The organism is Lysinibacillus sp. NPDC094403, from assembly GCF_050278745.1.
GTDB lineage: Bacteria > Bacillota > Bacilli > Bacillales_A > Planococcaceae > Lysinibacillus.
On sequence record NZ_JBNNTL010000004.1, the window covers coordinates 214,422 to 238,492 of the forward strand.

Consider the following 24,071-nt stretch of genomic DNA (forward strand, 5'->3'; position numbering starts at 1 on the left):
AAGGATTTCCGATGGACCATAAAAAAGAATTAAAAGAAATGTATAAAGAAATAAAAATCGAAGCTGGTGTTTTTACAATGACCAATCAACAAAATGGTAAAGTGTTTGTTGGCAGCTTCAATAATTTAAAACGCTTAAACGGCTTTCAATTTTCATTAAAAACAGATACACATACTAATAAAAAGCTACAAGCCGATTACAACACATTCGGCAAGGATGCCTTCGATATTGAAGTTGTGGAATATTTGAAGAAAAAAGAAGAAGGCTATTTCGATGCCAAAAAAGAGCTAGAAAAGCTGGAACAAAAATGGCTCGACAAGCTTCAGCCATTTGGTGAACGTGGATATAACTAGGTAAAGCATGAGAGCTACAAAAAAAGAATCTGTTTTCTCCGCGATTTAGATGGAGAAACTTGCAGATTCTTTTTTAATTTCATATATTGTGTTGTTTCGCGTAGGGATTCACTGCTTCTAAGGTATTCCTTTTCGTAGGTAGAACAAAACCAGTTGCACCAGAGCAGTTCTTTGGTTAACTCGAGCAGTTGCACCCGAGTATTTCTTCGTTGGCCAACCCCACTTCTTTGCGTGGGTTCGTCCTCTCACTTCATTTCTTAATTTCCTGTTGAGCTTTTTTTGTTAGCTTTCCGAAAACTAGCTCATACGAATGCTTGATTAAATTTTCGACTAAATCAATAGGCACGTCATCTACATCCATATAGATTGAGTTCCAATGTGTTTTATTCATATAGTAGCCTGGAATAATACCTTCATAGGCTTCTCTCAACTCTTCAGCCCGATTAGGTTCACATTTTAATGTAAGTACCGGTCTTCCAGTCGCGTCTCCGCCCATCATTCCATACATTTTACCACCAATATGATAGCGATCCGCTCCCCACTCTTCTTTGTAATCATGCGTTGTTCCATGAAGCTTTAGGCAAAATGCGTGAATTGTTTCTTTGTTCATTATTTAACCCCATTTCATATCAAAATAAAAAAACACACGTTCGATTATTTTAATTATAATCAATAACGTGTGAAGAGGAAATATATATTTATTTTAAATCGTCTACTGAGCCTCTTAGCAACAATGAGAGAGCTAAGCGTCAACCATAACTCGTTATTAAAGGACATCCATTACTTTATACCTCTATCAAATACGCCGATGACCTCGGTAGTTTGTAATATATTGACAAAAGCTTTGGCATCCGCTTCCTTGATCATTGCTTTAACATCGGCAAGCTGATAGCGTGTAATGACGGTAATTAAAACTTTTCGCCCTTCGCCTGAATAAGCACCCTTCGCATCCATAATAGTTACACCTCTATGAAGCTTTTCCAGTAACTGCTGTTTTACTTCCTCGCCCTTGCTCGTAATAATCATCATTGTCAATTTAATATGACTCGTATGAATAGTGTCGACAACCTTCCCAGTAGCATAAATTGATACGAGCGTCAGTAATGCCGCATCCCAGCTAAAAACGAATCCGGAGATAGCTACAACGATACCATTCATCGCAGAGATTAATGTACCAAGTGGAAAATCTCGTTTGCGACTTAGCAGCATCGCTATAATATCAAAACCACCAGAAGAACCTGCCGCACGAAAAATCATACCCAACCCTAAGCCCACAATAACACCACCAAATAATGAGGCAAGAATTGGATCTTGTGTAGCTTTATAAACCGGAATAATATACAAGCTTACTGACAAGACAACTACTGAAAGAATGGTATATCCAATGAACCGCTTCCCTAGCTTCAAGACCCCTATAATAAGCAGAGGCAAATTCAATAGTAAATTTAAAACCCCTGTATTCAAGGGTGTAATAATACCAAGCATGATAGCAATCCCGCTTAATCCTCCACTTAAAATCTCATGTGGAATTAACAAAAGATTATAGGCAAGGGCGACTAATATCGATGAAAGTGTAATAACGACAATATTTCGCATAACAATTCCCCTATCATTTACGAACGAGTTTTATACTTCTTCCCCTTAGAATACCCAAGTTATTCGTTCAAAAAACCTAGAGTATTGCACTAACGTAGTTAAAACAACGATATTTATTTCTTCTGATATTCTTTTTTCTGCTCTTCTTTTATCGGCACTTCTTTTAACGGCTCATCTTTATTCTCTTCTACTTTATCTGCTACCTTATAAATACGTTCAAGCATAGGCGGATGTGTATAACGGAACCACTTTACGAGTAACTGTGGATTTACCTCACTTAAACCAGATATCGTTAGCTTCTGGAATGCAGTAACTGCAGACTCTCGATCACCCGTCAGTGAAATCGCATATTGATCAGCTCTCGTTTCTTGATACCTTGAAACATAGTTCGACAGAGGGCTTGAAGCAAATAATAAAACAGATGTTAGGAGTAAAAACAATGGATAAGAACCTATGTCACCGACCTTTTTAATTTTTAATACCTGTCCGTAACGTCCAATCAACCACCTCAAACATTTCGCTGTGAGCCATAAGCCTATTAATGTCAACAGAAGATATCCAGCAATGCCAAAATAAATATGCTTTTCAACATAGTGTCCCATTTCATGTGCCATGATAAATAATATTTCATTATCCGTTAAACGGTTTAAAGTTGTATCCCATAGCACAATTCTCGAATTACTGCCAATACCCGTTACATAGGCATTTAAGGCATTTGTTTTTTCTGCCATATTGACTTCATATACGTGCTCTGCTGGTATATTCGCCTGTGAAGCAATTGACAAAATTTTCGCCTCTAGCTCTTTATTTTTTAACGGATAAAAATCATTATATAAAGGATCAATGACTACAGGTTGAATGAACATAACAAATATTGTAAATGGAATCGTTAGAAACCATGCATATAGCCACCATCTTTTGGCACTTTTTTTGATGAGCCAATAAAGGACAGTCACGATAATAAAACTCATGCCAAAGTTGACCCAAAAATCAAGAATGCCATCTCGCATCCATGACGAGAACCCTTGTGTACTAATACCGTACGTTTTGCTTAAATTGTAACGATAATAATTGAGTGGAAATAGTACAACATATAGTAAAAGTGATAATAAGAATAGGTAACTTGCATTTTGTAACAGCTTCCATTTTGTTTGTGATGTCGCAACTTTTTCGAAATAACGTGATACACCCATAATTAATATCATGAAATAGATTAGCCATTCCAAAGGTGTAGCAACAAAGAATAGGAAGTTCCGTATTTTAGAATATTCACCACTTAAGTATAGTTCCTTTTCAGACATAAACATCACTGGATCTGCAGCTGTCCCCTGCATCGCTCGTGGTATTGTACCACCACCGCTGTGGAATATATACCAATACATACACAGCACATAAACACCGAATAAAAGTAGCGCGACAATTCCCATTTTTTTCGCTATGTCATTTCCTCCCTTGTTCAACACTAAGTTCGTCCTATAGTAAGTGTAAGCTAAATTAAAAAAGTTAGAACAAATTTTTCTTTGTTTTATTTACCTTCTATTCTACTTCACACCAAAAAGAACAATGCGCTAAAGTTTCCCAAAGCTTTGCTAATGAATTTTAAAGTAATTGCTCATCATATTGAACTTTTGATCAAATAGAACTTCCACCGTGCGACACTTAAGAAAGAAAGATTCGGCATTTTCATCCTAAATCTTGTCTAAACAGCAAAATGAATTTTAATGTAAAAACTTCATTTTTTGATTTTTCCAAACAAAAAATATCCTCATATGACATAATTCCATAGTCAGCAATAATAACATGGAATGGGGACTGTTTATCCCTACGAAGGGAGGGTTGTACTTGCTAACTGAGTTACTGACAAAAGATACTATACAACTCGCAAATTTTGTAAATACTTGGCAGGAAGCTATTCATTTAGCTGCTAGTCCACTATTAAAGGATAATAAAATCGAAAAACGCTATATTGAGGCAATGATTCATTCCATTGAAAAACACGGACCTTATGTAGTCATTACACCAAAAGTAGCGATTCCACATGCTCGGCACACAGAAGGAGTTAACGAACTAGCCATGAGCCTATTAAGCTTACAAAAGCCTGTTATGTTTGGACCAGAAAAGCCTGTTTTCTTAATTATTGTCTTAGCTGCGACCGATAGTGTGTCGCATCTGCAGGCATTAGCTGACTTAACAAAGATTTTGCAAGAACCAAATCAAATTGACAGCATCATCGCCTGCCAGCATAAAGACAATATTATTAAAGAAATTCAACAAATTGTGGCGAAGGAGTAATCTTGATGAAAATTTTAGTAGTGTGCGGGAATGGCTTAGGTAGTAGCTTTATTATGGAATTGAATGTAAAAAAAGCGTTAACTGAACTTGGAAAAGTTGCAGAAGTAACTCATACAGATTTAGCATCTGCCAAGGCAGAAAAAGCGGATATTTATATTGGTGCAGAGGATATTGTCAATCAATTACCCGAAGAAAGAGGTCACATCGTTAGTATAGTTAATATGATGAGTATTTCAGAAATTAAATTAAAGCTTAAATCTCTGCTATAAAGGATTGAATTGAACTTCATTAAAAATTGGATAGGATGAGGTGTTAATATGTTAGATGTTATTATGAATGACATTTTAGGAACACCAGCTATATTAGTCGGCCTATTCGCATTTGTCGGATTATTAATCCAAAAAAAGTCAGCTTCAACAGTTCTTTCTGGTACGCTAAAAACCGTTATGGGCTTTGTTATTCTCGGTGCAGGTGCAACCGTTTTAATTGGTTCTTTAAATCACTTTAGTAAAATGTTTGATCATGCATTTAATGTCCAAGGGGTTATCCCCAATAATGAAGCGATTGTAGCAGCCGCCCAAACTAGTTTCGGAACAGCTACTGCTATGATCATGGTTTTCGGTATGATTATGAACATTTTATTTGCTCGATTTACACCCTTAAAATATATATTTTTAACTGGTCATCATACATTATTTATGGCGTGTTTAATAGCAGCATCACTTTCAGTCGGTGGTATGAGTGGCACACCTCTTATAATCGTTGGCTCCATTATACTTGGTCTATGTATGGTCGTATTCCCTGCCATTTTACAACCAACTGTTCGGCAAATAACCGGCAGTGATGATTTTGCTGTTGGTCATTTTGGCAGTGTTGGATATTATGTATCTGCTAAAATTGGAAAGCTCTTTGGAAACAAAGCTAAATCAACGGAAGACATAAAAGTTCCAAAATCCCTAGGTTTTTTAAGAGATACATCTGTAGCTGTTTCCTTAACTATGAGTCTATTTTTTATTATCGTTGCTCTATTCGCAGGTCAATCCTATATTGAGGCACAATTATCTGGCGGTTCAAACTTTATCGTCTTTGCCATTATTCAAGCTATTACCTTTGCCGCTGGTGTCTATATCATTTTGGCTGGAGTGCGGATGCTGATCGCCGAAATAATTCCTGCTTTTAAAGGGATTGCAGATAAGCTCGTGCCAAACACAAAGCCTGCATTAGACTGCCCAACAATTTTTCCATTCGCTCCAAATGCAGTGATTATCGGTTTCCTGTTTAGCTTTGTGGCAGGCCTAGTATCCATGTTTATACTTCCCCTCATAGGGCTAAAAGTGATTGTTCCTGGGCTTGTACCACATTTCTTCACGGGTGCGGCTGCAGGAGTATTTGGTAATGCAACTGGTGGTAGAATCGGTGCCATGGTAGGAGCATTTGCCAACGGATTAATTATTAGCTTTATCCCCGCGATCCTACTTATCTTTATGGGTGATATCGGCTACGAGGGAACTACATTTGGCGATTCAGACTTCGGCATTGTAGGAATTATTATAATAAATGTATTGAAATTATTTGGTGCAGTTTAATTTAAACTATGGGTCTCGCAAACTCTTTGCGAGGCTTTTTTAATATGCCAATAGTACTTATATCGCGATATTTCCATCTTTTTCACTATAAATATAGAGATAATTCATCGGATAACCAACTAAATAACTAGTGATTTAAAATTTGCGAGGATGATTTGAACCCATTTCCCTGTAGTAAATTGTAAAAAGTTTGATAATATTTAATGGTAAAACAAAAAACGTCGTCTGACATCTGACTTAGAAAAACTTTTACCGATATAAATAATACATACAATTGGAGGTACTCATATTGAAAAAATTAATGATTGGCTTTTGTTTAATCGTTTTATTAATAGCAGGCTGTTCAACAGCTCCACCAGAAAAAGCGAAAGATAATTATAAAATTGGTATCTTACTCTCCGACGCAGGGCTTGGTGATGAATCATTTAATGACTCAGCTTTTAAAGGGCTTGAGAAAGCACGAGATGAGCTAGGTATTTTGTTTGATTATAAAGAGGCGCCTGATGGTAAGTACGAAGAGAAGCTAGAAGAACTAGTCGCAGAAAAGTATAACGTCATTATTGGTCTTGGCTTCTCTGTACAGGAAGCATTGGAAAAGACTGCGAAGAAATATCCTGATCAACAATTCGTCCTGATTGATGGGCAATCAGATGTTGCCAATATCACTTCCATAACCTTTAAAGAGCAGGAAGGGAGCTTTTTACTTGGAATGGTTGCTGCAATGACGAGTAAAACTGGAAAAATAGGATTTATTGGTGGTGCAGATGTTCCGGTTATCCATCACTTTGAAAACGGCTTTATTGAGGGAGCTAAATATTATAATCCAAATATCGAAATTATTAGTGAATATGTTGGCTCATTTGATGATACCGAGGCAGGTGCCGCAATCGCAGAACGTTACATAAAGAACAAAGTAGATTTCATTTATCACGCAGCGGGCTTCACAGGCTTTGGTGCCATTAAGAAAGCAGAAGAATTGGGCATTTATGCGGCCGGAGTTGATATTGATCAATTTTACATTGCAGAAAAAACTGTCGTGACATCTATGTTAAAAAATGTCGACCAAGCTGTTTTTAAAATTGCTAAAACATTAGTTGAGGACGGAAAAATTTCAGACAAATCGTTGTCATTCGGTCTAGCTGATAATGGTGTGGGCCTTGCGGATATACGTATTATTAAACTTACGCCTGAGCAACAGAAGGCCATTGAAAAAGCAAAAGAAGATATTGTCTCGGGTAAAATAAAAGTTACTGCAGAAAAGGGGAACAGCCAGTGACACTACGAAAAAAATTATTTACTAACATACTTATTCCAATTGTCCTCGCAATGGCTATGATTGTTTTTATTATCGTTCAAACATTTGATTTACAAACAACTGCACAAGATGATACAGAACTATTACTGGCAGTGAAAGAACTTGAACAAAGTTTAGTTGTAGCGAGCCAATCATTAAATAATTACACTTATTTAGATAGTGAGGCCAATAAAAATGAAGCTCTTTCAATTTTAAAAGAAACGAAAGCAAATTTAGAAAAACTCTCAACAATTGCAAAAATATCTGAGCATAAAGCAATCATCAAAAAAATTGAGGGTAAATACGACGAGTTAGCAAAAGCTTCAGAGGCAGGATTTCTTGCTTACAATCGCGCTGAGATAAAAAAACAAGCAATAAGAATATCCGGTATATTAAACGATATGTATCTACTGAAAAAAGAAACAAATGAATGGTATAAAGAAATGAATGATTTAGCGAAGCAAAAAATTTCTTTTATTACTACAACAACAATAATAGGAAGTATCCTTCTAATTATTGCTACCATCATTTTTTCTTATGTCGCAACGAAGAGAATTACAAATCCGATTAACCGTATCGTAGATTGTGCACAATTGGTGGCTGCTGGGAATTTGACAATTGACACTGCTTCCCTTCCCTATAAGAAAGACAGTCGAAATGAAGTTGATCAACTGACTGAGAACTTTTCCAAAATGATTGTTAGTTTAAAAAGCACTGTACAATCCATTGATAATGTAGGTAAAAATGTTGGCCTATTTACAAAAGATGTCACAAGCTATATTGAAAGCGTTAACGAAGGCAGCAAACAAATTGCTACATCAACCGACGAATTGGCAAAGGGAAGCTTAACTATTTCAGAAGATATCCAGTCAACTGTTATTCTTATGAATACGATGGCAGATCAATTTACTACTGTTCAGCAGACAAGTGAACAATCAGCAGTAAACGGAAACCAGGCACTATCTGCTGTTCAAACTGGTCGTAGTTCATTAGAAAAGCAATCCACTATCGCGCAGGATATTTCATCCACTTCGATTAACATCAAAGAGGCAGTTACTCAATTCTCTCAATTCACAACAGAAATTGAAGGTGCTGCTAATGCAGTTCACACGATTGCTGATCAAACAAATCTTTTAGCATTAAATGCAGCAATCGAAGCGGCACGGGCTGGAGAAGCCGGAAAAGGATTCGCGATTGTAGCGGAGGAAGTCAAAAAATTATCTCATGAAACAGAAAAAGCGACTTCTTTAATCTCTTCTATGGTTACACATATACAAGATGGCATTTCGCTCATTCTTTCTACGGCAGAGCACGGACATCAGCTTTCAACAGAGCAATTACAATCGATGACCGATACAGAAAAGTCATTCGAGGCAATTGCAACTCATGTTTTAGACATGAATGATCAGTTACAGCACCTTACGAAGGATATGGAGCAAACAAGCGAAATGAGCCAGCAAATGAACAGTGCCATTGAAAACATTTCAGCTATTACGGAAGAAACCGCTGCAGGAACAGAAGAAATATCCGCTTCTACTCAAGCACAGTTAGGATCATTCGAAAAAATTAGTGAAAAGGTTTCAGAACTTCAAGAAATGACAAATACGTTGACTGTAGAGCTAAAAAAATTCACATTATCATGATAAATACTGATTTAGGATAAATTAATAACAAAAAGTTAGAAAAACAAAATCCCGAATAACGGACATTATTCGGGATTTTTATTATTGTTGAGTCTGTCCACTTTTGGCTCGCCAAGGCCGCTTCCAGCTCAAGCCCCCCACATAGCATCCAAAGATAAAACTACTAGAGTAATTACTTATTTCAAGATAGATATTTCATTGTTAAATGGAGAACTGCAACTTCATTTCCGGTGTTTTCATAGCTATGCTTTCTATTTGCTTCAAATTGAATAGAATCAAATTCGTTTAATGTATATATTTCTTGTCCAACTTGAATCGAAATTGTCCCTTTCATTACTGTGACATATTCGATAGCTCCTTCATGATGAGGTTCTGCCTCATATATGCTATTCGGTTGCAAACAAGCACGATGCATTTCCAATCCTGTTTCTTTTTTGTATCGAAATATAGTTTCTAATCGCCACATTTGATTTTCTTCTATAATAAATCCTTCTCCGCAGCGTGCAACATTTACGATATCTTCTATAACCATAAGCCGTGACAACGGAATAGATAATCCTTTTGTAATCTTCCAAATGACGCCTAATGTAGGATTCGTTTCTCCTCTTTCGATTTTCCCTAACGTTAATTTACTAACACCTGTTTTTTTTGCTAACTCTTCTAAACTTAATTTTTGTTCATTGCGTATTTGTCGTAACAATTGACCAACTTGCAGTATTACTTCTTTTGTTTGCATATCCTCTTGTTCTTTCATAGGAACCTCCGTTTTCGGTATATTATAGTTTACTTTTTATATAAATAATTATATTATAATATATATTCAGAAAGGAGCGAACGAAATGCGTGCTATCTTATTAGGTATTTTATCATCTGCGTTTTTTTCAGCCACATTTATTATAAATCGAGTTATGAACGTATCAGGAACAAGCTGGGCTTGGACTGCTTCCTTCCGATTTTTATTCGCTTTACCCATTTTATTCTTTATCGTCCTATTTCGCAAAAACCTTCGTCCACTATGGGTAGAAATGCGTAAACATCCTTTAGCATGGCTTGGTTATGGCACAATAGCCGGGGTTGGATTTTATTCCTTATTAAGCTATGCTGCTGTATTTAGTCCTGCATGGCTCGTAGCAGGTACATGGCAAATAACCATTTTAGCTGGTTTGCTATTATCTCCGTTATTTTTTATTACATTGGAGACAAAGTCAGGAGTTAAACGAGTTCGCGGTAAAATTCCAATGCGAAGCTTACTCGTTTCCTTATTCATTTTAACAGGTGTCATTTGTATGCAATTAACTGAAGCTGGAGATATTACTGTTTCTCAATTTTTAACCGGTTTCCTCCCTGTAGTCATCGCTGCATTCTTATATCCTTTCGGTAATAGAAAAATGATGGAAGTCGTTGATGGTCGCTTAGATACATTTCAACGCGTGTTAGGCATGGCAATTGGAAGCCTCCCTGTCAGTATTATATTAGCGATTTATGGTTGGACTACAACTGGCATACCAACATCTGGGCAAATCTCACAAGGTTTCTTATTAGCATTATGTTCGGGTGTTATCGCCACAATGACATTTTTCTTCGCTACTGACTTAGCGAAAAATAACCTTTCTTTGTTAGGGGCAGTAGAGGCAACACAAGCTGGAACAATGGTATTTACTGTTCTTGGTGAAATCGTTTTTTTAAACGGTTCTTGGCCTATTGGATTATCTTTAATTGGTATGATCATTATCATGATTGGAATGATTGCCAATAGTATTTTAAATCGATCTGTTCCTATATCTAAACCGAAAACTGATTAAAATTATTAATCTATTAATTGCTTAGAAGGCTTTAGGATAAATTAAAAACACCAGATAAGAAAAAAAATCCCGAATAACGGACATTATTCGGGATTATTCTTATTGAACTATTATAAAGTTAAACCACCATCAACTAGAACTATTGATCCTGTCATATAGCTAGCGCGTTCAGATGCTAAGAAAGCAACCATCTCCGCTAACTCTTCTGGTGCTGCATAACGGCCCATTCTCATATTTGGGAGTTCATCTGGAACATAGCCATTTGTTTCAAACATTTCCGTAACGCTATTTGTTAACGCTGTTTGAACACCTCCTGGACATATAGCATTAATGCGAATACCTTTTTTAACGTATTCTAACGAAGCCGATTTAGTCAAACCAACGACTGCATGTTTACTTGCTGAATAAACAGCCATACTGTGTTCGCTTCGAATACCTGCTGTTGAGGCTGTATTAATGATTGAACCGCTTCCTTGACCTTCCATTATTCTTAAAACATGTTTTAAGCCAAGGAATACACCTTTTACATTAATGGACATAATACGATCATATTCAGCATCATCAATCTCTGTAAGTGGTGAAATTTTTTGAATAACTCCTGCATTATTGAAAAATACATCGATGCGCCCAAATGTTTCAATCGCAGTATTTACATAGTTCTGTACATCTTCACTTTTCGATACATCGGCTTGAACGAAGATCCCTTCGCCACCCTGCTCTTTAATCAGGCTTAAAGTTTCTTCACCTGTTTCTTTGTTGAAATCAACAACTACAACTTTTGCGCCATTATTAGCAAGTTTAATACTGCTGGCTCTGCCAATACCACTTCCAGCTTCAGTTACTACTGCAATTTTATTTAAAAGATCCATACTCGATTCCCCCTTGAAATAATTAATACAGTGTCTATTTTATTGCCAAATTAACGATTTTTATTGTATTATTCTACACAAAATAGTATTTTCTCATTGTATTTAGTCAAAAATATTACTGTTTTCATTTTTATTATCAAAAATAGAAATGGAGTTAGAAAGATGAAAATCTCTTCAACCGATCTTCAATATATATGTCAGCTAATATACGAAACACATAATCTTTCTGTTTTTTATATCAACCAATTTGAAGAAATTGCTTTTGAGTATACTTCGAAACATTTCCAACAAAGCTCTCATTTTTCTTCCTTAAAAGATCACATTCGAGCATATCCATTTCATACTACGCCACATGATTTCCCGATTTTTTTCTCTAACAATGATTTTAATTTTTTCTATATTAATTTGAAAATGGATCAGCAATTTTTAGGTTCAATCATAGTAGGACCTTCACTTTCCTCAGAAATGTCTGATGATAAAATATATTTCTATGATGGAGATCAACCCATCCCTTTTCTCCATTACCAACAATTTTTATCGATTAGTTTATTCGTTTACTATCTTATATATCGAGAAAAATTAAACAAATCGATGGTTATACATAACAACCAAGAATTAAAACCGATTATTACCCAAGAAGAAAATTCGATTCTGGAACTTTCAAATGCAAGAAGAAATTTTAGTGTCCATACAAATCTCTATTATGAAAAAATATTGTTAGACTATGTTAAAAATGGACGTAAGGAGAAATTAAACGAGCTGATTAACTACTCAATTGTCGGAGAAACGGAACTTGGCGTACTGTCTAAACAGAGTCACATTAGAAGTGTACAGAATCTGATGATAACAGGAATTGCTCTTATTTGTCGTGCAGCCATTGAAGGTGGTTTAAATGAAGAAACCGCATTTACGTTAAGTGATTTTTATATCCAAAAACTTGAGGATCAGGGTAACTTATTATCAATACTTTCCTTAATGGAGGAAGCCATTTACGACTTTACCGATCGCGTGTCTAAATCAAATAAAGATAAATACTCTGCGACAATTACAACCTGTCAACATTATATTGATAATCACATCTATCGTGAAGTTACATTGGATCAGCTTGCTGAAATTTGCCATTTAAGCCCCAATTATCTATCATCTCTATTTAAAAAGGAAGTCGGCATTTCAATCAGTGAATATATTCAACAGCAACGTATCGATGAAGCAAAGAGGCTATTAACTTTCACAAATTATCCAATCTCAGATATTGGATCATTGCTAAACTTTACTGATCAAAGCTACTTCATTAAGATTTTTAAAAAATTCACTGGTACCACACCAAAACAGTATAGAATTGAGCATTCTATAAAGCGATAGCTAAAACGAATGGTTAGCTTGAAACTTAAAGAGAAGGTGAACATGTTGGTAGACCAATCATTTCACCTTCTCTTTTAACGCTTTTTCAACTCATAACTTCATCACTTTAACCTCTATATTTATTTACTCATCCCATTCAATCAAACCTATTATGAAACAAAGCTTTTAAGGGAATGGTATTACCATCCATCCTAATAAGAAAATAGTTGCTGTAAATATCATGATAAATAATAAAATACTTAATCCCCAAAGCCCTAATGAACGACTTTTTTTAGAACATAAAGCAAGGACGTTAAAAGGAGCTGTCAGATAAACCAACAAATAGAAGCTATTATCCGTTATATCAGTATTCGTTACTATCGAAATATTAAGTAATAAAAGTAGACATAAGCCACCAATCATCCCAAACCATCCAGCTGTGACGAACCCTTTCTCAAAACGTTTTAACGTGACCAGTTCCATAATTTCACCTCTCCTACTTTTAATGTACGTACAATGTTCATTTTTTCTAATGCAAGGACATCATTTTTCGGCCCTGTTACAACAACCCCATATGTTTTCACACCATTTTTCTCTATATAAGCAATACGTTCTGGCAATGCTAAATTTTTGGCGCTAGAAATCTCTGTCGCAAGCTCTTCGTGATTCTCGATATTTTTTAAAATATCCATAAACACTTCTTCATTTGATGATGCATCTCGAAATGGTGACCAAGTAGAATTATCAGGTTGCACAGGGTAGCCAATTGGTGAAACAACGTCGCCATCTTTGCTTAAATTTGTTTTATCTACACCGGTATCGACAGCAGCCCACACAACATCGACATTAGGCATTGCATCTTTAGCTTCTTTAACTGTCATAAGATCATAAAATGAAATATAAGCTTCCACAACAGTTTCATCAGGCAAACCGTCAAGCACCCTCCATTCTCGACCAGTATCCAGCTCCAAATTCTTGTTTTCAGGATGTATTAACCAAGGATTAGTTTCTGTTGGATGTTTTGGCGCTACTCTTTCTAAAGATGTTGTCACTTCTTTTTTAGATAAGCTACCAAGGATAAAACGTAAATCATACGTATTCGCTTTATAGTCTTCCTCTCCGATACGTTTATATTGCTCAAATGCAAGCTTCATTGAAAATGGCGTGAAAGACATATCAAACTCTATTTCTTCCAGTGATGTATTAGGCTCGGTAACATAAAGCGTTTTACTTGCCACATCCATTAATGTTGTAGAACTTGTTCCAAATGCATAATACATAAATGTGATCATAAAGCTCGTTGGTACAAACAATAATATCATCGTTAATGTTGCACAAATCAGCTTCCATTTTGACGTGAAAATTGTTTTTCTAATGACTTTTTGATATTTACTTTGATCATTTGAATTTGCAATTTCTGCTTTTGAGTTCGCTATTAACTTTTCATAATCATCCATTTTGTTGTCTCTCCTTTTCTATTAAAATTCTCATCTTTTTTCGACCACGCAATAAATGACTTTTGAGCGTATTTAATTTTAAATCCAAAATATTTGACGCTTGCTCATAAGTACAATCGTGCAGATCACACAACATAATTGCCTGCTTTTCATAAGGCGATAGCTGATCGAGTAAAAAAATTAACGAATGGAAGGATTCCTCATTTACCGCAATGGTTTCAGGTGTCATATGTGTTGATCGTTCAAGATTATTCGTAAGGTCCACACGGTGCTCTTTTCGTATGTAATCGATATGGGTATAATAAGCTACTTTAAATAACCATGGTTTAATGTCTTGGACCGTATTAGAAAGTAATGTAATGTGCGCTTTATAAAAAGTATCCTGCATTAAATCCTCTGCTAATGTTGGGTTTTTGCATAAGGAATATAAATAACGATAGATATCGTTTATATAACGCAAATAAAGCTGTTCAATGTCCATCTCTTCCCACCTTTCACCTTATCCTCGTTTCAGCAATAGGAAAAGTTGCACTAAATTATTTTTTTTTGCAATTTTATCATCATTTGGATAGTATCTGAAAATTTCTTTGAAATGTCTATGTAGTAAACGTTATATGACAATACAAAAAGTATGTAACATTCAAGCGCATTTGCTTGCTTTTGCATGCACCGATAAACTTTTCCAATAGTCACAAAAAAGTCATATCGAATTCATAAGGTCGTCATAACAAACCACTATCTTATTAAGTGTAAGCAATATGAGTCATAAAAAAAGAGGAGAATTGATTATGAAAAAAACAACTAAGCAAGCTTGGATGATTGCATCAGCACTAACAATTGGAATGGCTGTCTTCGCTCCACATCAAGCTGGAGCTACATCGGTAAAACCAACAAATGAAATAACTATTAAAGTTGAGCAACAAATTAAAGGAACTGTTAAAAGCATTAACGGAGATAGTGTGACAATCAAAGGGAAAGACGGTAAAAACTACTACATTGGAATCCAAAAATTTTCAGATGAGCAAATAGCAAAAATGAAGTTAGTTGAAGGTCAGGAAATCTCTGTAGAAGGTAGCTTAGTACAAGATTATTCAGATTTCTACACGTTTGACGTCTATAAAAAAGACTTACCTAAAGAAATCACAAAAGCAGATCTAGCTAAATTAGAAAAATTGTTTAATAAAACGAAGCAGTTAGAAAAAGAAGAGAAATATGATGAGTTAGATAAAATCAATCGTGAAATGGATAAAATCACAAAGCCATATATTTTAGCTAGCTGGGTACCTGTATCCTTTGAAGAATTCATTGAAGAGTATGGATTTAGTGAAAAAAATATAGTTATTAAAGAAAAAGATAAAAAGCAGCTGAAAGATATTTATCAACAGTGGGTAAAACTAGAAAAATCTAGTAAAGAAGAAAAAGCACAAGAAAAATTCGATGAATTCCAGAAGATTCTTCAACCTTATTTAGATGCACTATATCCACCAGTAACATTTGAAGAATACATTTCAGATATGGAATTAGATATTCCAGCTGAAGCAATGCCTAAACTAAAAACACTTTATAAAGATGCTCAAAAAGCAGATGCAGATAAAAATGATCAATTATCTGAAAAGCTATGGAATGACTTCAATGAAATGATTAATCCTTACATGAAGCCACTTAGCTTTGAAGAATACTTATCTAACTTTGATTTCGAAATCAAAGCAACAGATAAAAAACAATTAAAAAAGCTTTATGAAGAAGCAACAGCTCTTGATAAAAAAGGTGACTCTGAAAAATCTAGTGAAAAATGGGCTGCTATCGATAAAATTTTAAATCCATATTATGAAGCAAATAAAGAAATTCTAATCTCAGCTTCTAAAGTAACGATAAAAGGAAAGGTATACCAACCATAATATAAAGACTCATCTCAATAACGTAGGGTTGATTTCCGTTCCGACTGGGCGCTTTCCTTGGGCCGTCTGATGAGTCAATATAAATGCTATAAAGTTTAGGGGTTCTCCCAAAAGTCATTGATCAATGATTTATGGGATAGCCCCCTTTCTTTTGTAGTCAACAAAAAATTTCAGGTCTGACTTTTGAATCGATATTCTTTTCCAATAGTCACAAAAAAGTCATAAGGTAGTCATAAGGTCATCATAACCAACCGTTATCTTTATAGACAACAGTTAAAAGAAATGGAGTGGTTCAATGATAGAAATTAGAAATGTTAGTAAAACCTATTATCCAGATAAATCGACCCCAATCCCTGCATTGAAAAATGTAAATTTAATGTTAGCTCACGGTGAGTTCGTTGCGATTGTAGGAGCTTCTGGCTCTGGAAAATCCACACTCCTTAACACACTTGGAGGACTGGATAAGCCAGATTCGGGTGAGGTGTATATTAATGAAACACCTATGTCAACGTTTAATGATCATCAGTATTCTGATTATCGTAAAGATAACGTCGGATTTGTGTTTCAGCATTTTCACCTGATTCCTCACCTGACCGTATTGGAAAATGTAGAATTGGCTTTGGCTATGAGCTCGTATGAGAAAAAGGAAGCCCACAAAAAATGTGTACAAGCCCTTCAAGAGGTAGGCCTGGAAAAAGCGATTCACCAAAAGGCTAATGAATTGTCAGGAGGACAGCAGCAAAGAGTTGCGATTGCAAGAGCGTTAGTTAAGTCGCCAAACATCATCTTGGCTGATGAACCTACGGGTGCCTTAGATTCCCATACTTCTCAAGAAATAATTGATTTATTGAAAAGAATTTCTGAGCAAGGTCGCTTGGTCGTTGTAGTCACCCACGATGAGGCGGTTGCTGAGCAAGCTTCAAGAATCGTTCGAGTTAAAGATGGAGAGATCATCGAGGACAGGAAACAAAGTAAACGGGATTCTGTTCAAATGGAGATACCGGAAGAACCATCCCGGAAACGTGCTTTTCAACTGAAATCAGCATTTAGACTTTCTTATCATAGGATTAAGGAAAAAAGGTGGCGATATTTCCTTGTATCGATAGGCATTTCTATGGGGATTTGTGGATTTTTACTGGCTCTGGCGTTTGGGAGCGGAATAGACAACTATATACAGTATTCATCCGATAAAGTAATAGACAGTAAAAAGCTAGATTTTAAAAAAGAACAAGATTATATGGTTAGTTCCGATTATTATGAACTCAAGAAAAATGAGCATATCAAATTAGTGCAGCCTGAATTCGAGCTATCGGCAAGAATTGAGAAAAAGCCGGATATTATCAGCTTTGATGTCAAGCCTTTGCATAAAGAAAAAAATAGAAACGAATACGCCTTGCCGAAGGTATTATACGGCCAACTTCCAAAAGATGAGGAGCACGGAATTGCCTTGTCAGAAAGCACAGCCCAAAAACTGCTAAAGGAAGGCGGCAAGCTGGAAGAATTAATCGGTAAAGAGATTACTATTAAATTTCTGTCCATGGACGAAATTACGAGTTATCCCTCTAGATGGGACACACAAAAGCTGAAAATTTCTGCCATTACAGAACAATCTTTTATTGGAAAAGAATATTCATATATTCCATACGATTTCCACACAGAGGTTGTTAAACGTTCAAGATTTATTGGAAAAGACTCAGAAATAACAACTAACAACTATGAAGTGTATGTGGATGATAAAAGTTCAATCGAATCAGTTGTCAACCAGTTTAAACAAAGCTATACCATTACAACACCTGAAAACGTATTGAAAGAGTTAACTAAAACATTTAAAAATATACAGCTTGCTATTACTGGGGTTTCTATGCTAATTCTATTGATCTCCTCTATTATGGTAGGAATCATTCTTTATATCAGTGTTTTAGAGCGAAGAAAAGAAATTGGTTTGTTCAAAGCAATTGGCGGCAGAAACAGAGAAGTTCGCTGGATCTTCTTTTCGGAAGCAATTTTATTGGGAGGCATGGCTTCTATCAATGGTACAGTGCTAGGCATTGTGGTTCAGGTTATTTTAAACCGTGCACTAGAAGCTAAAATTCATTTCGAGCTGTTACATATTGATGTATTTACAGTACTGCTAACTATAGGATTTGGGATTGTCATTAATGTGTTGGCATGTATGATTCCAGCTAACCAAGCAGCAAAGTTGAATCCGATTCAACTGCTTAAACAGGATTAATTATTGAAAGAAGGATGATAATTATGTTAAAAACAGTACGTTTATTGTTCATGATTTTGATCATAACGATATTGACAGCATGCAACAACAATAATCAGGAAACAACCGAAAAGCCTGAAAACAAAAAGGTTGAAGAATCCCAGAAGACGAACGAAGATTCGATGGACGGCAACCCGATTGAAAATAGTAAAAAAATTAGAGAAATAACGCCTGAATTAGTGAAAGATATAAAAAAGATTTTGATAGACGATGCAAGCAAGCTATGGCCATCGTTCAATAATGAGGATAAGCAAATATTATTGTTGAATCCTTCTAATAAAATGGCCTATTTAATTAACAACCAGAAAACCGATATTGGACCTAAAGACGAAGTGATTGAGTACAGTACGGATTCCATTAAGGATACCCAATTGTTGGTAACGCCCTTCCAACTCACGACATTTAACGATCACCCTACCTATGTCTTTAACCTTGAATTTGCGTCAAACTTTATTTCTGGCACAGATGAGAAAGCAGCATATGAAAATGTATTTAAGTTTATTGTCCATGAAGGGATTCATATTCTACTGCAGTCTGGAGACACTGCGGAAGGTCTTGGTACAAGAGCTGAAACATATCCCGAAGATATCGACAGTAGATATTACCGAAATGAAATGTACCAATACCTAAAAAAAGCTATTGAATCCAAGAATAAAGATGAGAAAATCGATCAGATTCAACAAGCGGTATATTTTTATGAATTATATTTAAATAGTAACAAAAAGAATAAGGACCAAGACGGCTACGATAATATTGAAGGAATGGCTACTTATCTAGAGTCAAAAGCATATCAGATGATTAAACATCCAGACGCATCTGTAAAAGAATTAATTGAGTTGACTGCACAAAATATTATAGATAATTCTAATCAAGAGCAAGAAGAAGTACTCTTGATGAAGGACCGAGAATTTTATGATATCGGAGCTTTAGCAATTGCTTCTGCAGTTGACTTGAACCTTAATGACAAAACCATATTAACAGCTTCTCCTTTAGGATTATTGAATTCCCAATTCGGTAGCAAAAAAGCTGAAGGTCATCAAAATATTAAAAAAGCTAACGATGATTATTACAATTCTTATAATAGTAAGCTAAAATCTTATGTAGATGATATAGCATCCAAACAGAAGGATAACCAGTATGCAGCAGTCAGAATCCCTGTGACGATCCAAAACTCCTCAGCTATGTTTGAGGATATGATAGTCGAATACCAATATAAAGGGAATCCAGCAGAAATACAGACAACGACAAGAGAAATTATCCTTCCAGATACTCGAATCAAACTTAACAAAATGAAATCTCTTTCCATAGAAGCTCCTATGGAAGATTTGGAAGATCCAACGAAGATGAATCCAAATACGATAATGGGTTACACGATTGTGTTTGTTCCTAAAAAGGATATCGAATTCTCTAAGGACAAACTACTGACGATTCAAAGAGATGATCTATTAATCTTTGATGCCAAGTATGAGGAAAAAGACGGAGAGTATCAAATATTGATGAATTAACGAATCCATATATTTAGCAGGCATTTTTCTTCGTACGGTAAGTATTTTTACTATGAAGATGCCTGCTTTATTAAATAAGGAGATACTTAATGAAGCGAACGATTTTAATTATAGAAGATGAAATGAAAATTGCTAATATCATAGCAGACTATTTTACAATGCACGAATATAAAATCCTAATTGCGACGGATGGTAAGGTTGGTCTGCAAATGTTTGAAGAAGAAACAGTCGATTTAATTATTCTCGACATCATGCTACCAGAAATCGACGGATTCTCCGTGTGCAGAAGAATTAGAAAAAAATCAGATGTTCCTATCATCATGCTGACAGCACGATCAGAGATAGAAGATCAGTTGATGGGCTATGAATTTAAAGTGGACGATTATATGACTAAGCCGTTCAATCCTGAGATTCTAGTAGCTAAATCTAAAGTTCTTCTCGATAGAATCTATACTGTAAAAAAAGAAGATAGAGACAAAGAAACCTTGACGCTAAAAGGAGTCACGATTAACAAACTTACACGTGAAGTATGGATAGATGGCACGTCCATTGAATTAGAGCCAAAACAATTTGATCTTTTACTATATTTGATGGAAAACAAGCATATTGTCTTGTCCAGAGATCAAATATTAAATGAAGTATGGGGATATGATTATTTCGGAAATACAAGAGTAGTAGATGCGCAAATCAAAAAACTTAGAAAAAACTTACTGCATAAAGCCTACCTAATTAAAACCATATTTGGTTTAGGGTACAAATTCGAGGTGGAATAATGCGAAAAAGAGGAATTGCCTATAAGCTTTTTTTAATTCATATTTTATTATTTGCCTCTATATTTATAATCCAAATCGTCTTTCAATCGACTTACTTCGAACCTTACTATATCCATACGAAAAAGCAAAACATGGAAGAGTTTGCTCGTACAATCGAATCAAAGATTAATAATCATGAGTCAACTGACACTATTAATCAGTACATTACACAAATTTCGGAAAATAACAATGCTATCATTTCGGTTATCGATGATCAACTTCAGCATCATTACGGATCATCATCAAACAATAATTACACACAATTCGTGGTCAGAACGAAGGACAACAAAGAGTATAAAATCGTAGATGACTTTTATTCCATCGACTATAAAGAGATAAATAAAGAAAACAGCATCTCAATCGAAGGTCTACTATTGGATGATAAGGAATCCTTGGTCCTTCCGAAGAAAATCAAAATGGGTACTCGAGTCTTAGAGCCAACTGAGGTATCCTCGATATTTTTTGAAGGATTCACTTTAAGTGATAATGACATAATAAATGAGCAGCCTAAGCCTATTGCAATTGAAGGAAAAGTGATTTCTAAACCAACTGAAAGTAAATCCTTCATAGCGCAAAAAAATGTCCTCATTCAAGAAATGATTGTCACGATGAATAGAAAAGAAGAACGAGTATCCCCAAATCAAATATATACGGTACGGGACACACAGACAGACATTAATAATTTGGTGTTAACTAAAAAGGTGGAAGGAACAGATTTGGTCATATTCGCCGTCACTTCTCTTCAATCTGTAGATGAGGTTATCGGGAATCTAAATCAGTACTATATTATTTTATTTGTTTTTACGATGATCATCGTTATTTTAATAGCAATAATTTTTTCCAAGACTTTATCAAAGCCTCTAGTTAAAATGAGCACTATCGCGAATCAGATTGCAAATCAAAATTTCAGTGAAAAATATATTGTTAAGTCCAAGGACGAGCTAGGGCAAATGGGTGAAGCATTAAACAAAATTTCTACAAACCTAGAACAGAAAATTACGGAATTAGTCCATGCCAATGAAAAACTTGCACAAGATTATGAATTACAGTTGAAGTTGAAGGAAAAAGAAAAAGAGTTTGTTGCCAACGTATCTCACGAATTAAAGACCCCTTTAACCGTAATAAACGGTTATATTAAAGGCATAAAAAACGGAGTATATAAGCAAAACGACTTGAAATATTGTGATGTTATTTTGGATGAAGTCGATCGAATGACGGAAATGGTACAAGAAATGCTTGATATTTCGAGACTTGAGTCCCCTATCTATCAGCTTACTGAAAGCACCTTTGACTTATGGCACACATTCTTAAAGGTGTACGATAAATTCAAAGCAATTGCTGACGAAAAAGGATTGCAAGTTCTGTTTGAAATTGATGAGGAAGCTTATGTAAATGGGGATATAAAAAGAATCGAGCAGGTCATTACCAACTTATTTGTCAACGCTGTAAAATATACGCCAAAACATAACCGTATCAACATCAAAATTGTCTATATAGAGGGTTTCAATAAATATATGTTCAAAATCGAAAATGAAAATATTTTCATTCCCAATGATGAGATTGAACAAATTTGGGATCCGTTTTACAGAGTAGAAAAATCTAGAAACAAAGAATTTGGTGGTTCAGGCTTAGGTTTAGCTATTGTAAAACAAATATTGGAACGTCATCACAGTAGCTTCGGCGTAAATAACACTGAAAATGGAGTCGAATTTTACTTTGACTTGAGAGCAGTTAGTACAGATTACTTGAACTACTAATCACCAACTGTTTTTCTCTTCGTCTGCTAAATGAAGATAAATAAAGAAAAGGGGATGTTCTAAAAACCATTTGTGGCTTTTGGAACATCCCCTTGAAAGCCTTTGTTACGCGATACTTATTACTTTCCTTGATATTCTAACAAAAATTATACTTTGCTAACATTTCTCCCCATGGAGCTATTCCTTCCTCTTCAAAACCCACACTGGCGTATAGTTTTCTTGCTTGCTCGTTGTCCGGCTAATACCCAAGCCAGATGACGTCAGTGTGATCATCTCTGCTCTGGATGTCTTCAATAATCAATTTCATTGCGCTCTTCCCATGTCCACGCCCTTGAAATTGCTCATCAATCATAAACCTATATATCCAATAGTTTCCGTCATCCAAATCTATCCCGTACATCGCGAAACCGATAAGCATTTCTCCATAATAGATCGCCTTTATCTTCATATGCGGTAAAAATTTACTTTCTGCAATTGAATATAGATTTGAAGCAATAAAACCTTCCTGTTCTTGCTTAGGCTTCAGTTGAATACAATCTTCCCAATTACTTTGATCAATCGATTTTAGACTAATCAAACTTCAGATTCCTCCTCTAGTAGTAGAGAAATCCATGATCACGAACTCTCTACTAAATTAATATTCCCCTACTGATAAAACAACTTGTTATTCTTATATACATACCACATCACTCCTCATAAGATGGATTATTAACGCTAAACTGCACATTAAAGAGAACGCAATTTGCACTCTATTTGTACTCTAGTTTAGTTCGTCACATGCAGATGAATCCCTACTATATTCCACAAAGTTCCAATTCAAGTTATCATACTCTTTGTAAATATAGAATTTTCTGTATATTAAACAGGTGTATCAACTAGGTAGAAAAATGGAATCCTGCGTTTTAAAAACAGCTACTTTTTCCCCTCGTAGTGGCAACTATTAAAGATAATCTTTTTGAATGATAGCATTAATGTGTAGCGCTCGATTATTCATATTTTCATAATAACAGCCCCTCCATGACACTTTCGGTTTCATGGCTAGTGTATAACGAAATTAGTCGAATAAAAAAATGGGTAATACTTGTTGTAACATGCTTTTATTATAGAATAATGTAAATGCCTACTGCCCATTACGTTGGCCTTTAGCTCGCTCAACCTTTCGCTTATGAATTTGCTCTTGTGTTAGTTGTAAAGATTGTTTTATCGTCTGTGTCCTCACAGCTTGTTGAAATGCAATGATCACCGCTGGAATTAAGCTAGCTTCAGAAACGGGTTTAACTAGATAGCCTAAAATATTATCTTGCCTAGATTTTTCTACAAATTCTTTTTGACTGTATGCAGTAATCAACAACACTGGTATATCTAGCTGACGACCAATAACCTCGCTTGCTTTTAAACCATTTAGTTTTGGCATTTCTATATCCATTAACACTAGATCTGGTTTTAACTTAAAAGCAAGTTCGATTGCTCGATCCCCATCTCCTGCTTCCCCGACTACCTCATAGCCATTATTTCGAAGCATCATTTTTAAGTCCAGTCTGATAATTGGTTCGTCCTCAGCAACTAAAATCCGTTTTTTCATAACATCACAACC

The 24,071-nt window shown here is 35.3% G+C and carries 23 protein-coding genes; 13 read left to right on the plus strand and 10 right to left on the minus strand.

The window, feature by feature from the left end; all coding sequences use genetic code 11:
- The first annotated feature begins 11 nt into the window (after positions 1-11).
- On the plus strand, positions 12-353 hold the full coding sequence (locus ACQKMV_RS09580) for a GIY-YIG nuclease family protein (RefSeq protein WP_427503618.1): 342 nt from the start codon (positions 12-14) through the stop codon (positions 351-353).
- A 250-nt stretch (positions 354-603) separates the two neighbouring features.
- Here the strand turns inward: ACQKMV_RS09580 and ACQKMV_RS09585 are convergent, their stop codons facing one another.
- The 3 genes from ACQKMV_RS09585 to ACQKMV_RS09595 all read right to left on the minus strand — a co-directional run bounded on the left by ACQKMV_RS09585 (position 604) and on the right by ACQKMV_RS09595 (position 3,388).
- Positions 604-963, minus strand: a complete 360-nt coding sequence (locus ACQKMV_RS09585) for an MmcQ/YjbR family DNA-binding protein (RefSeq protein WP_427503619.1) — start codon at positions 961-963, stop codon at positions 604-606.
- A 170-nt stretch (positions 964-1,133) separates the two neighbouring features.
- On the minus strand, positions 1,134-1,949 hold the full coding sequence (locus tag ACQKMV_RS09590; protein ID WP_427503620.1) for a YitT family protein: 816 nt from the start codon (positions 1,947-1,949) through the stop codon (positions 1,134-1,136).
- A 113-nt stretch (positions 1,950-2,062) separates the two neighbouring features.
- Positions 2,063-3,388 carry a M48 family metallopeptidase gene (locus tag ACQKMV_RS09595; protein WP_427503698.1) on the minus strand — a complete coding sequence of 442 codons (1,326 nt, stop codon included), beginning with the start codon at positions 3,386-3,388 and terminating at the stop codon, positions 2,063-2,065.
- Between the two features lie 403 nt (positions 3,389-3,791).
- Here ACQKMV_RS09595 and ACQKMV_RS09600 point away from each other — a divergent pair, with 403 nt between their 5' ends.
- From ACQKMV_RS09600 to ACQKMV_RS09620, 5 genes are all read left to right on the plus strand, one after another.
- On the plus strand, positions 3,792-4,241 hold the full coding sequence (locus tag ACQKMV_RS09600; RefSeq protein WP_427503621.1) for a PTS sugar transporter subunit IIA: 450 nt from the start codon (positions 3,792-3,794) through the stop codon (positions 4,239-4,241).
- A 5-nt stretch (positions 4,242-4,246) separates the two neighbouring features.
- Complete coding sequence (locus ACQKMV_RS09605; RefSeq protein WP_427425399.1) at positions 4,247-4,510, plus strand: PTS sugar transporter subunit IIB; 264 nt, start codon at positions 4,247-4,249, stop codon at positions 4,508-4,510.
- Positions 4,511-4,558: 48 nt separating this feature from the next.
- Positions 4,559-5,827, plus strand: a complete 1,269-nt coding sequence (locus ACQKMV_RS09610; protein ID WP_427503622.1) for a PTS ascorbate transporter subunit IIC — start codon at positions 4,559-4,561, stop codon at positions 5,825-5,827.
- 289 nt (positions 5,828-6,116) lie between these two features.
- Complete coding sequence (locus ACQKMV_RS09615) at positions 6,117-7,103, plus strand: BMP family lipoprotein (RefSeq protein ID WP_427503624.1); 987 nt, start codon at positions 6,117-6,119, stop codon at positions 7,101-7,103.
- Positions 7,100-8,764, plus strand: a complete 1,665-nt coding sequence (locus ACQKMV_RS09620) for a methyl-accepting chemotaxis protein (RefSeq protein ID WP_427503625.1) — start codon at positions 7,100-7,102, stop codon at positions 8,762-8,764. The genes ACQKMV_RS09615 and ACQKMV_RS09620 overlap by 4 nt, the downstream gene beginning before the upstream one ends.
- A gap of 181 nt (positions 8,765-8,945) precedes the next feature.
- On the opposite strand, the gene ACQKMV_RS09625 is transcribed toward ACQKMV_RS09620, so the two are convergent.
- On the minus strand, positions 8,946-9,518 hold the full coding sequence (locus ACQKMV_RS09625; protein ID WP_328009168.1) for a helix-turn-helix domain-containing protein: 573 nt from the start codon (positions 9,516-9,518) through the stop codon (positions 8,946-8,948).
- An 85-nt stretch (positions 9,519-9,603) separates the two neighbouring features.
- On the opposite strand from ACQKMV_RS09625, the gene ACQKMV_RS09630 reads away from it, so the two are divergent.
- Positions 9,604-10,566: a DMT family transporter gene (locus ACQKMV_RS09630; protein WP_427503626.1), complete on the plus strand. Its 963-nt coding sequence runs from the start codon at positions 9,604-9,606 to the stop codon at positions 10,564-10,566.
- 110 nt (positions 10,567-10,676) lie between these two features.
- On the opposite strand, the gene ACQKMV_RS09635 is transcribed toward ACQKMV_RS09630, so the two are convergent.
- Entirely contained in the window at positions 10,677-11,435 is a 759-nt protein-coding gene (locus ACQKMV_RS09635; protein WP_427503628.1) for an SDR family NAD(P)-dependent oxidoreductase, read from the minus strand.
- Positions 11,436-11,597: 162 nt separating this feature from the next.
- Between ACQKMV_RS09635 and ACQKMV_RS09640 the strand changes: the two genes are divergently transcribed.
- Positions 11,598-12,797: a helix-turn-helix domain-containing protein gene (locus ACQKMV_RS09640; RefSeq protein ID WP_427503629.1), complete on the plus strand. Its 1,200-nt coding sequence runs from the start codon at positions 11,598-11,600 to the stop codon at positions 12,795-12,797.
- 165 nt (positions 12,798-12,962) lie between these two features.
- On the opposite strand, the gene ACQKMV_RS09645 is transcribed toward ACQKMV_RS09640, so the two are convergent.
- Genes ACQKMV_RS09645 through ACQKMV_RS09655 form a run of 3 tightly spaced genes read right to left on the minus strand, consistent with a single transcriptional unit; the run spans position 12,963 to position 14,714 of the window.
- Positions 12,963-13,259, minus strand: a complete 297-nt coding sequence (locus tag ACQKMV_RS09645) for a hypothetical protein (protein ID WP_427503631.1) — start codon at positions 13,257-13,259, stop codon at positions 12,963-12,965.
- Positions 13,241-14,233, minus strand: coding sequence for an anti sigma factor C-terminal domain-containing protein (locus tag ACQKMV_RS09650; RefSeq protein WP_427503632.1), 993 nt, complete (start codon positions 14,231-14,233; stop codon positions 13,241-13,243). Before ACQKMV_RS09650 ends, ACQKMV_RS09645 begins: the two co-directional genes overlap by 19 nt.
- Complete coding sequence (locus ACQKMV_RS09655; RefSeq protein WP_427503634.1) at positions 14,226-14,714, minus strand: sigma-70 family RNA polymerase sigma factor; 489 nt, start codon at positions 14,712-14,714, stop codon at positions 14,226-14,228. Before ACQKMV_RS09655 ends, ACQKMV_RS09650 begins: the two co-directional genes overlap by 8 nt.
- A gap of 307 nt (positions 14,715-15,021) precedes the next feature.
- Between ACQKMV_RS09655 and ACQKMV_RS09660 the strand changes: the two genes are divergently transcribed.
- From ACQKMV_RS09660 to ACQKMV_RS09680, 5 genes are all read left to right on the plus strand, one after another.
- Positions 15,022-16,131 carry a hypothetical protein gene (locus ACQKMV_RS09660; protein WP_427503635.1) on the plus strand — a complete coding sequence of 370 codons (1,110 nt, stop codon included), beginning with the start codon at positions 15,022-15,024 and terminating at the stop codon, positions 16,129-16,131.
- Positions 16,132-16,426: 295 nt separating this feature from the next.
- A complete protein-coding gene (locus tag ACQKMV_RS09665; RefSeq protein WP_427503636.1) occupies positions 16,427-18,364 on the plus strand; it encodes an ATP-binding cassette domain-containing protein in 1,938 nt (645 codons plus the stop codon).
- Positions 18,365-18,387: 23 nt separating this feature from the next.
- Positions 18,388-19,908 (plus strand): hypothetical protein, encoded by a 1,521-nt coding sequence (locus tag ACQKMV_RS09670; protein ID WP_427503638.1) that lies wholly within the window; start codon positions 18,388-18,390, stop codon positions 19,906-19,908.
- An 89-nt stretch (positions 19,909-19,997) separates the two neighbouring features.
- The gene (locus ACQKMV_RS09675) at positions 19,998-20,681 is read left to right on the plus strand and encodes a response regulator transcription factor (RefSeq protein WP_427503639.1); all 684 of its coding nucleotides are present in this window, start codon (positions 19,998-20,000) and stop codon (positions 20,679-20,681) included.
- Positions 20,681-22,477 (plus strand): HAMP domain-containing sensor histidine kinase, encoded by a 1,797-nt coding sequence (locus ACQKMV_RS09680; protein ID WP_427503640.1) that lies wholly within the window; start codon positions 20,681-20,683, stop codon positions 22,475-22,477. The genes ACQKMV_RS09675 and ACQKMV_RS09680 overlap by 1 nt, the downstream gene beginning before the upstream one ends.
- A 238-nt stretch (positions 22,478-22,715) precedes the next feature.
- On the opposite strand, the gene ACQKMV_RS09685 is transcribed toward ACQKMV_RS09680, so the two are convergent.
- Both ACQKMV_RS09685 and ACQKMV_RS09690 read right to left on the minus strand, forming a co-directional pair.
- On the minus strand, positions 22,716-23,054 hold the full coding sequence (locus tag ACQKMV_RS09685) for a GNAT family N-acetyltransferase (protein WP_427503641.1): 339 nt from the start codon (positions 23,052-23,054) through the stop codon (positions 22,716-22,718).
- A gap of 543 nt (positions 23,055-23,597) precedes the next feature.
- Positions 23,598-24,059: a response regulator gene (locus ACQKMV_RS09690; protein WP_427503642.1), complete on the minus strand. Its 462-nt coding sequence runs from the start codon at positions 24,057-24,059 to the stop codon at positions 23,598-23,600.
- Positions 24,060-24,071 lie beyond the last annotated feature (12 nt).

Excerpts from the sequence above, each read along its gene's own strand:
- ACQKMV_RS09675 (WP_427503639.1), top strand. The coding sequence starts at position 19,998 with ATGAAGCGAACGATTTTAATTATAGAAGATGAAATGAAAATTGCTAAT.
- ACQKMV_RS09590 (WP_427503620.1), bottom strand. The coding sequence starts at position 1,949 with ATGCGAAATATTGTCGTTATTACACTTTCATCGATATTAGTCGCCCTT.
- ACQKMV_RS09660 (WP_427503635.1), top strand. The coding sequence starts at position 15,022 with ATGAAAAAAACAACTAAGCAAGCTTGGATGATTGCATCAGCACTAACA.
- ACQKMV_RS09630 (WP_427503626.1), top strand. The coding sequence starts at position 9,604 with ATGCGTGCTATCTTATTAGGTATTTTATCATCTGCGTTTTTTTCAGCC.
- ACQKMV_RS09655 (WP_427503634.1), bottom strand. The coding sequence starts at position 14,714 with ATGGACATTGAACAGCTTTATTTGCGTTATATAAACGATATCTATCGT.
- ACQKMV_RS09680 (WP_427503640.1), top strand. The coding sequence starts at position 20,681 with ATGCGAAAAAGAGGAATTGCCTATAAGCTTTTTTTAATTCATATTTTA.
- ACQKMV_RS09605 (WP_427425399.1), top strand. The coding sequence starts at position 4,247 with ATGAAAATTTTAGTAGTGTGCGGGAATGGCTTAGGTAGTAGCTTTATT.
- ACQKMV_RS09580 (WP_427503618.1), top strand. The coding sequence starts at position 12 with ATGGACCATAAAAAAGAATTAAAAGAAATGTATAAAGAAATAAAAATC.
- ACQKMV_RS09640 (WP_427503629.1), top strand. The coding sequence starts at position 11,598 with ATGAAAATCTCTTCAACCGATCTTCAATATATATGTCAGCTAATATAC.
- ACQKMV_RS09610 (WP_427503622.1), top strand. The coding sequence starts at position 4,559 with ATGTTAGATGTTATTATGAATGACATTTTAGGAACACCAGCTATATTA.
- ACQKMV_RS09670 (WP_427503638.1), top strand. The coding sequence starts at position 18,388 with ATGTTAAAAACAGTACGTTTATTGTTCATGATTTTGATCATAACGATA.
- ACQKMV_RS09690 (WP_427503642.1), bottom strand. The coding sequence starts at position 24,059 with ATGAAAAAACGGATTTTAGTTGCTGAGGACGAACCAATTATCAGACTG.
- ACQKMV_RS09585 (WP_427503619.1), bottom strand. The coding sequence starts at position 963 with ATGAACAAAGAAACAATTCACGCATTTTGCCTAAAGCTTCATGGAACA.
- ACQKMV_RS09625 (WP_328009168.1), bottom strand. The coding sequence starts at position 9,518 with ATGAAAGAACAAGAGGATATGCAAACAAAAGAAGTAATACTGCAAGTT.
- ACQKMV_RS09665 (WP_427503636.1), top strand. The coding sequence starts at position 16,427 with ATGATAGAAATTAGAAATGTTAGTAAAACCTATTATCCAGATAAATCG.
- ACQKMV_RS09635 (WP_427503628.1), bottom strand. The coding sequence starts at position 11,435 with ATGGATCTTTTAAATAAAATTGCAGTAGTAACTGAAGCTGGAAGTGGT.
- ACQKMV_RS09650 (WP_427503632.1), bottom strand. The coding sequence starts at position 14,233 with ATGGATGATTATGAAAAGTTAATAGCGAACTCAAAAGCAGAAATTGCA.
- ACQKMV_RS09645 (WP_427503631.1), bottom strand. The coding sequence starts at position 13,259 with ATGGAACTGGTCACGTTAAAACGTTTTGAGAAAGGGTTCGTCACAGCT.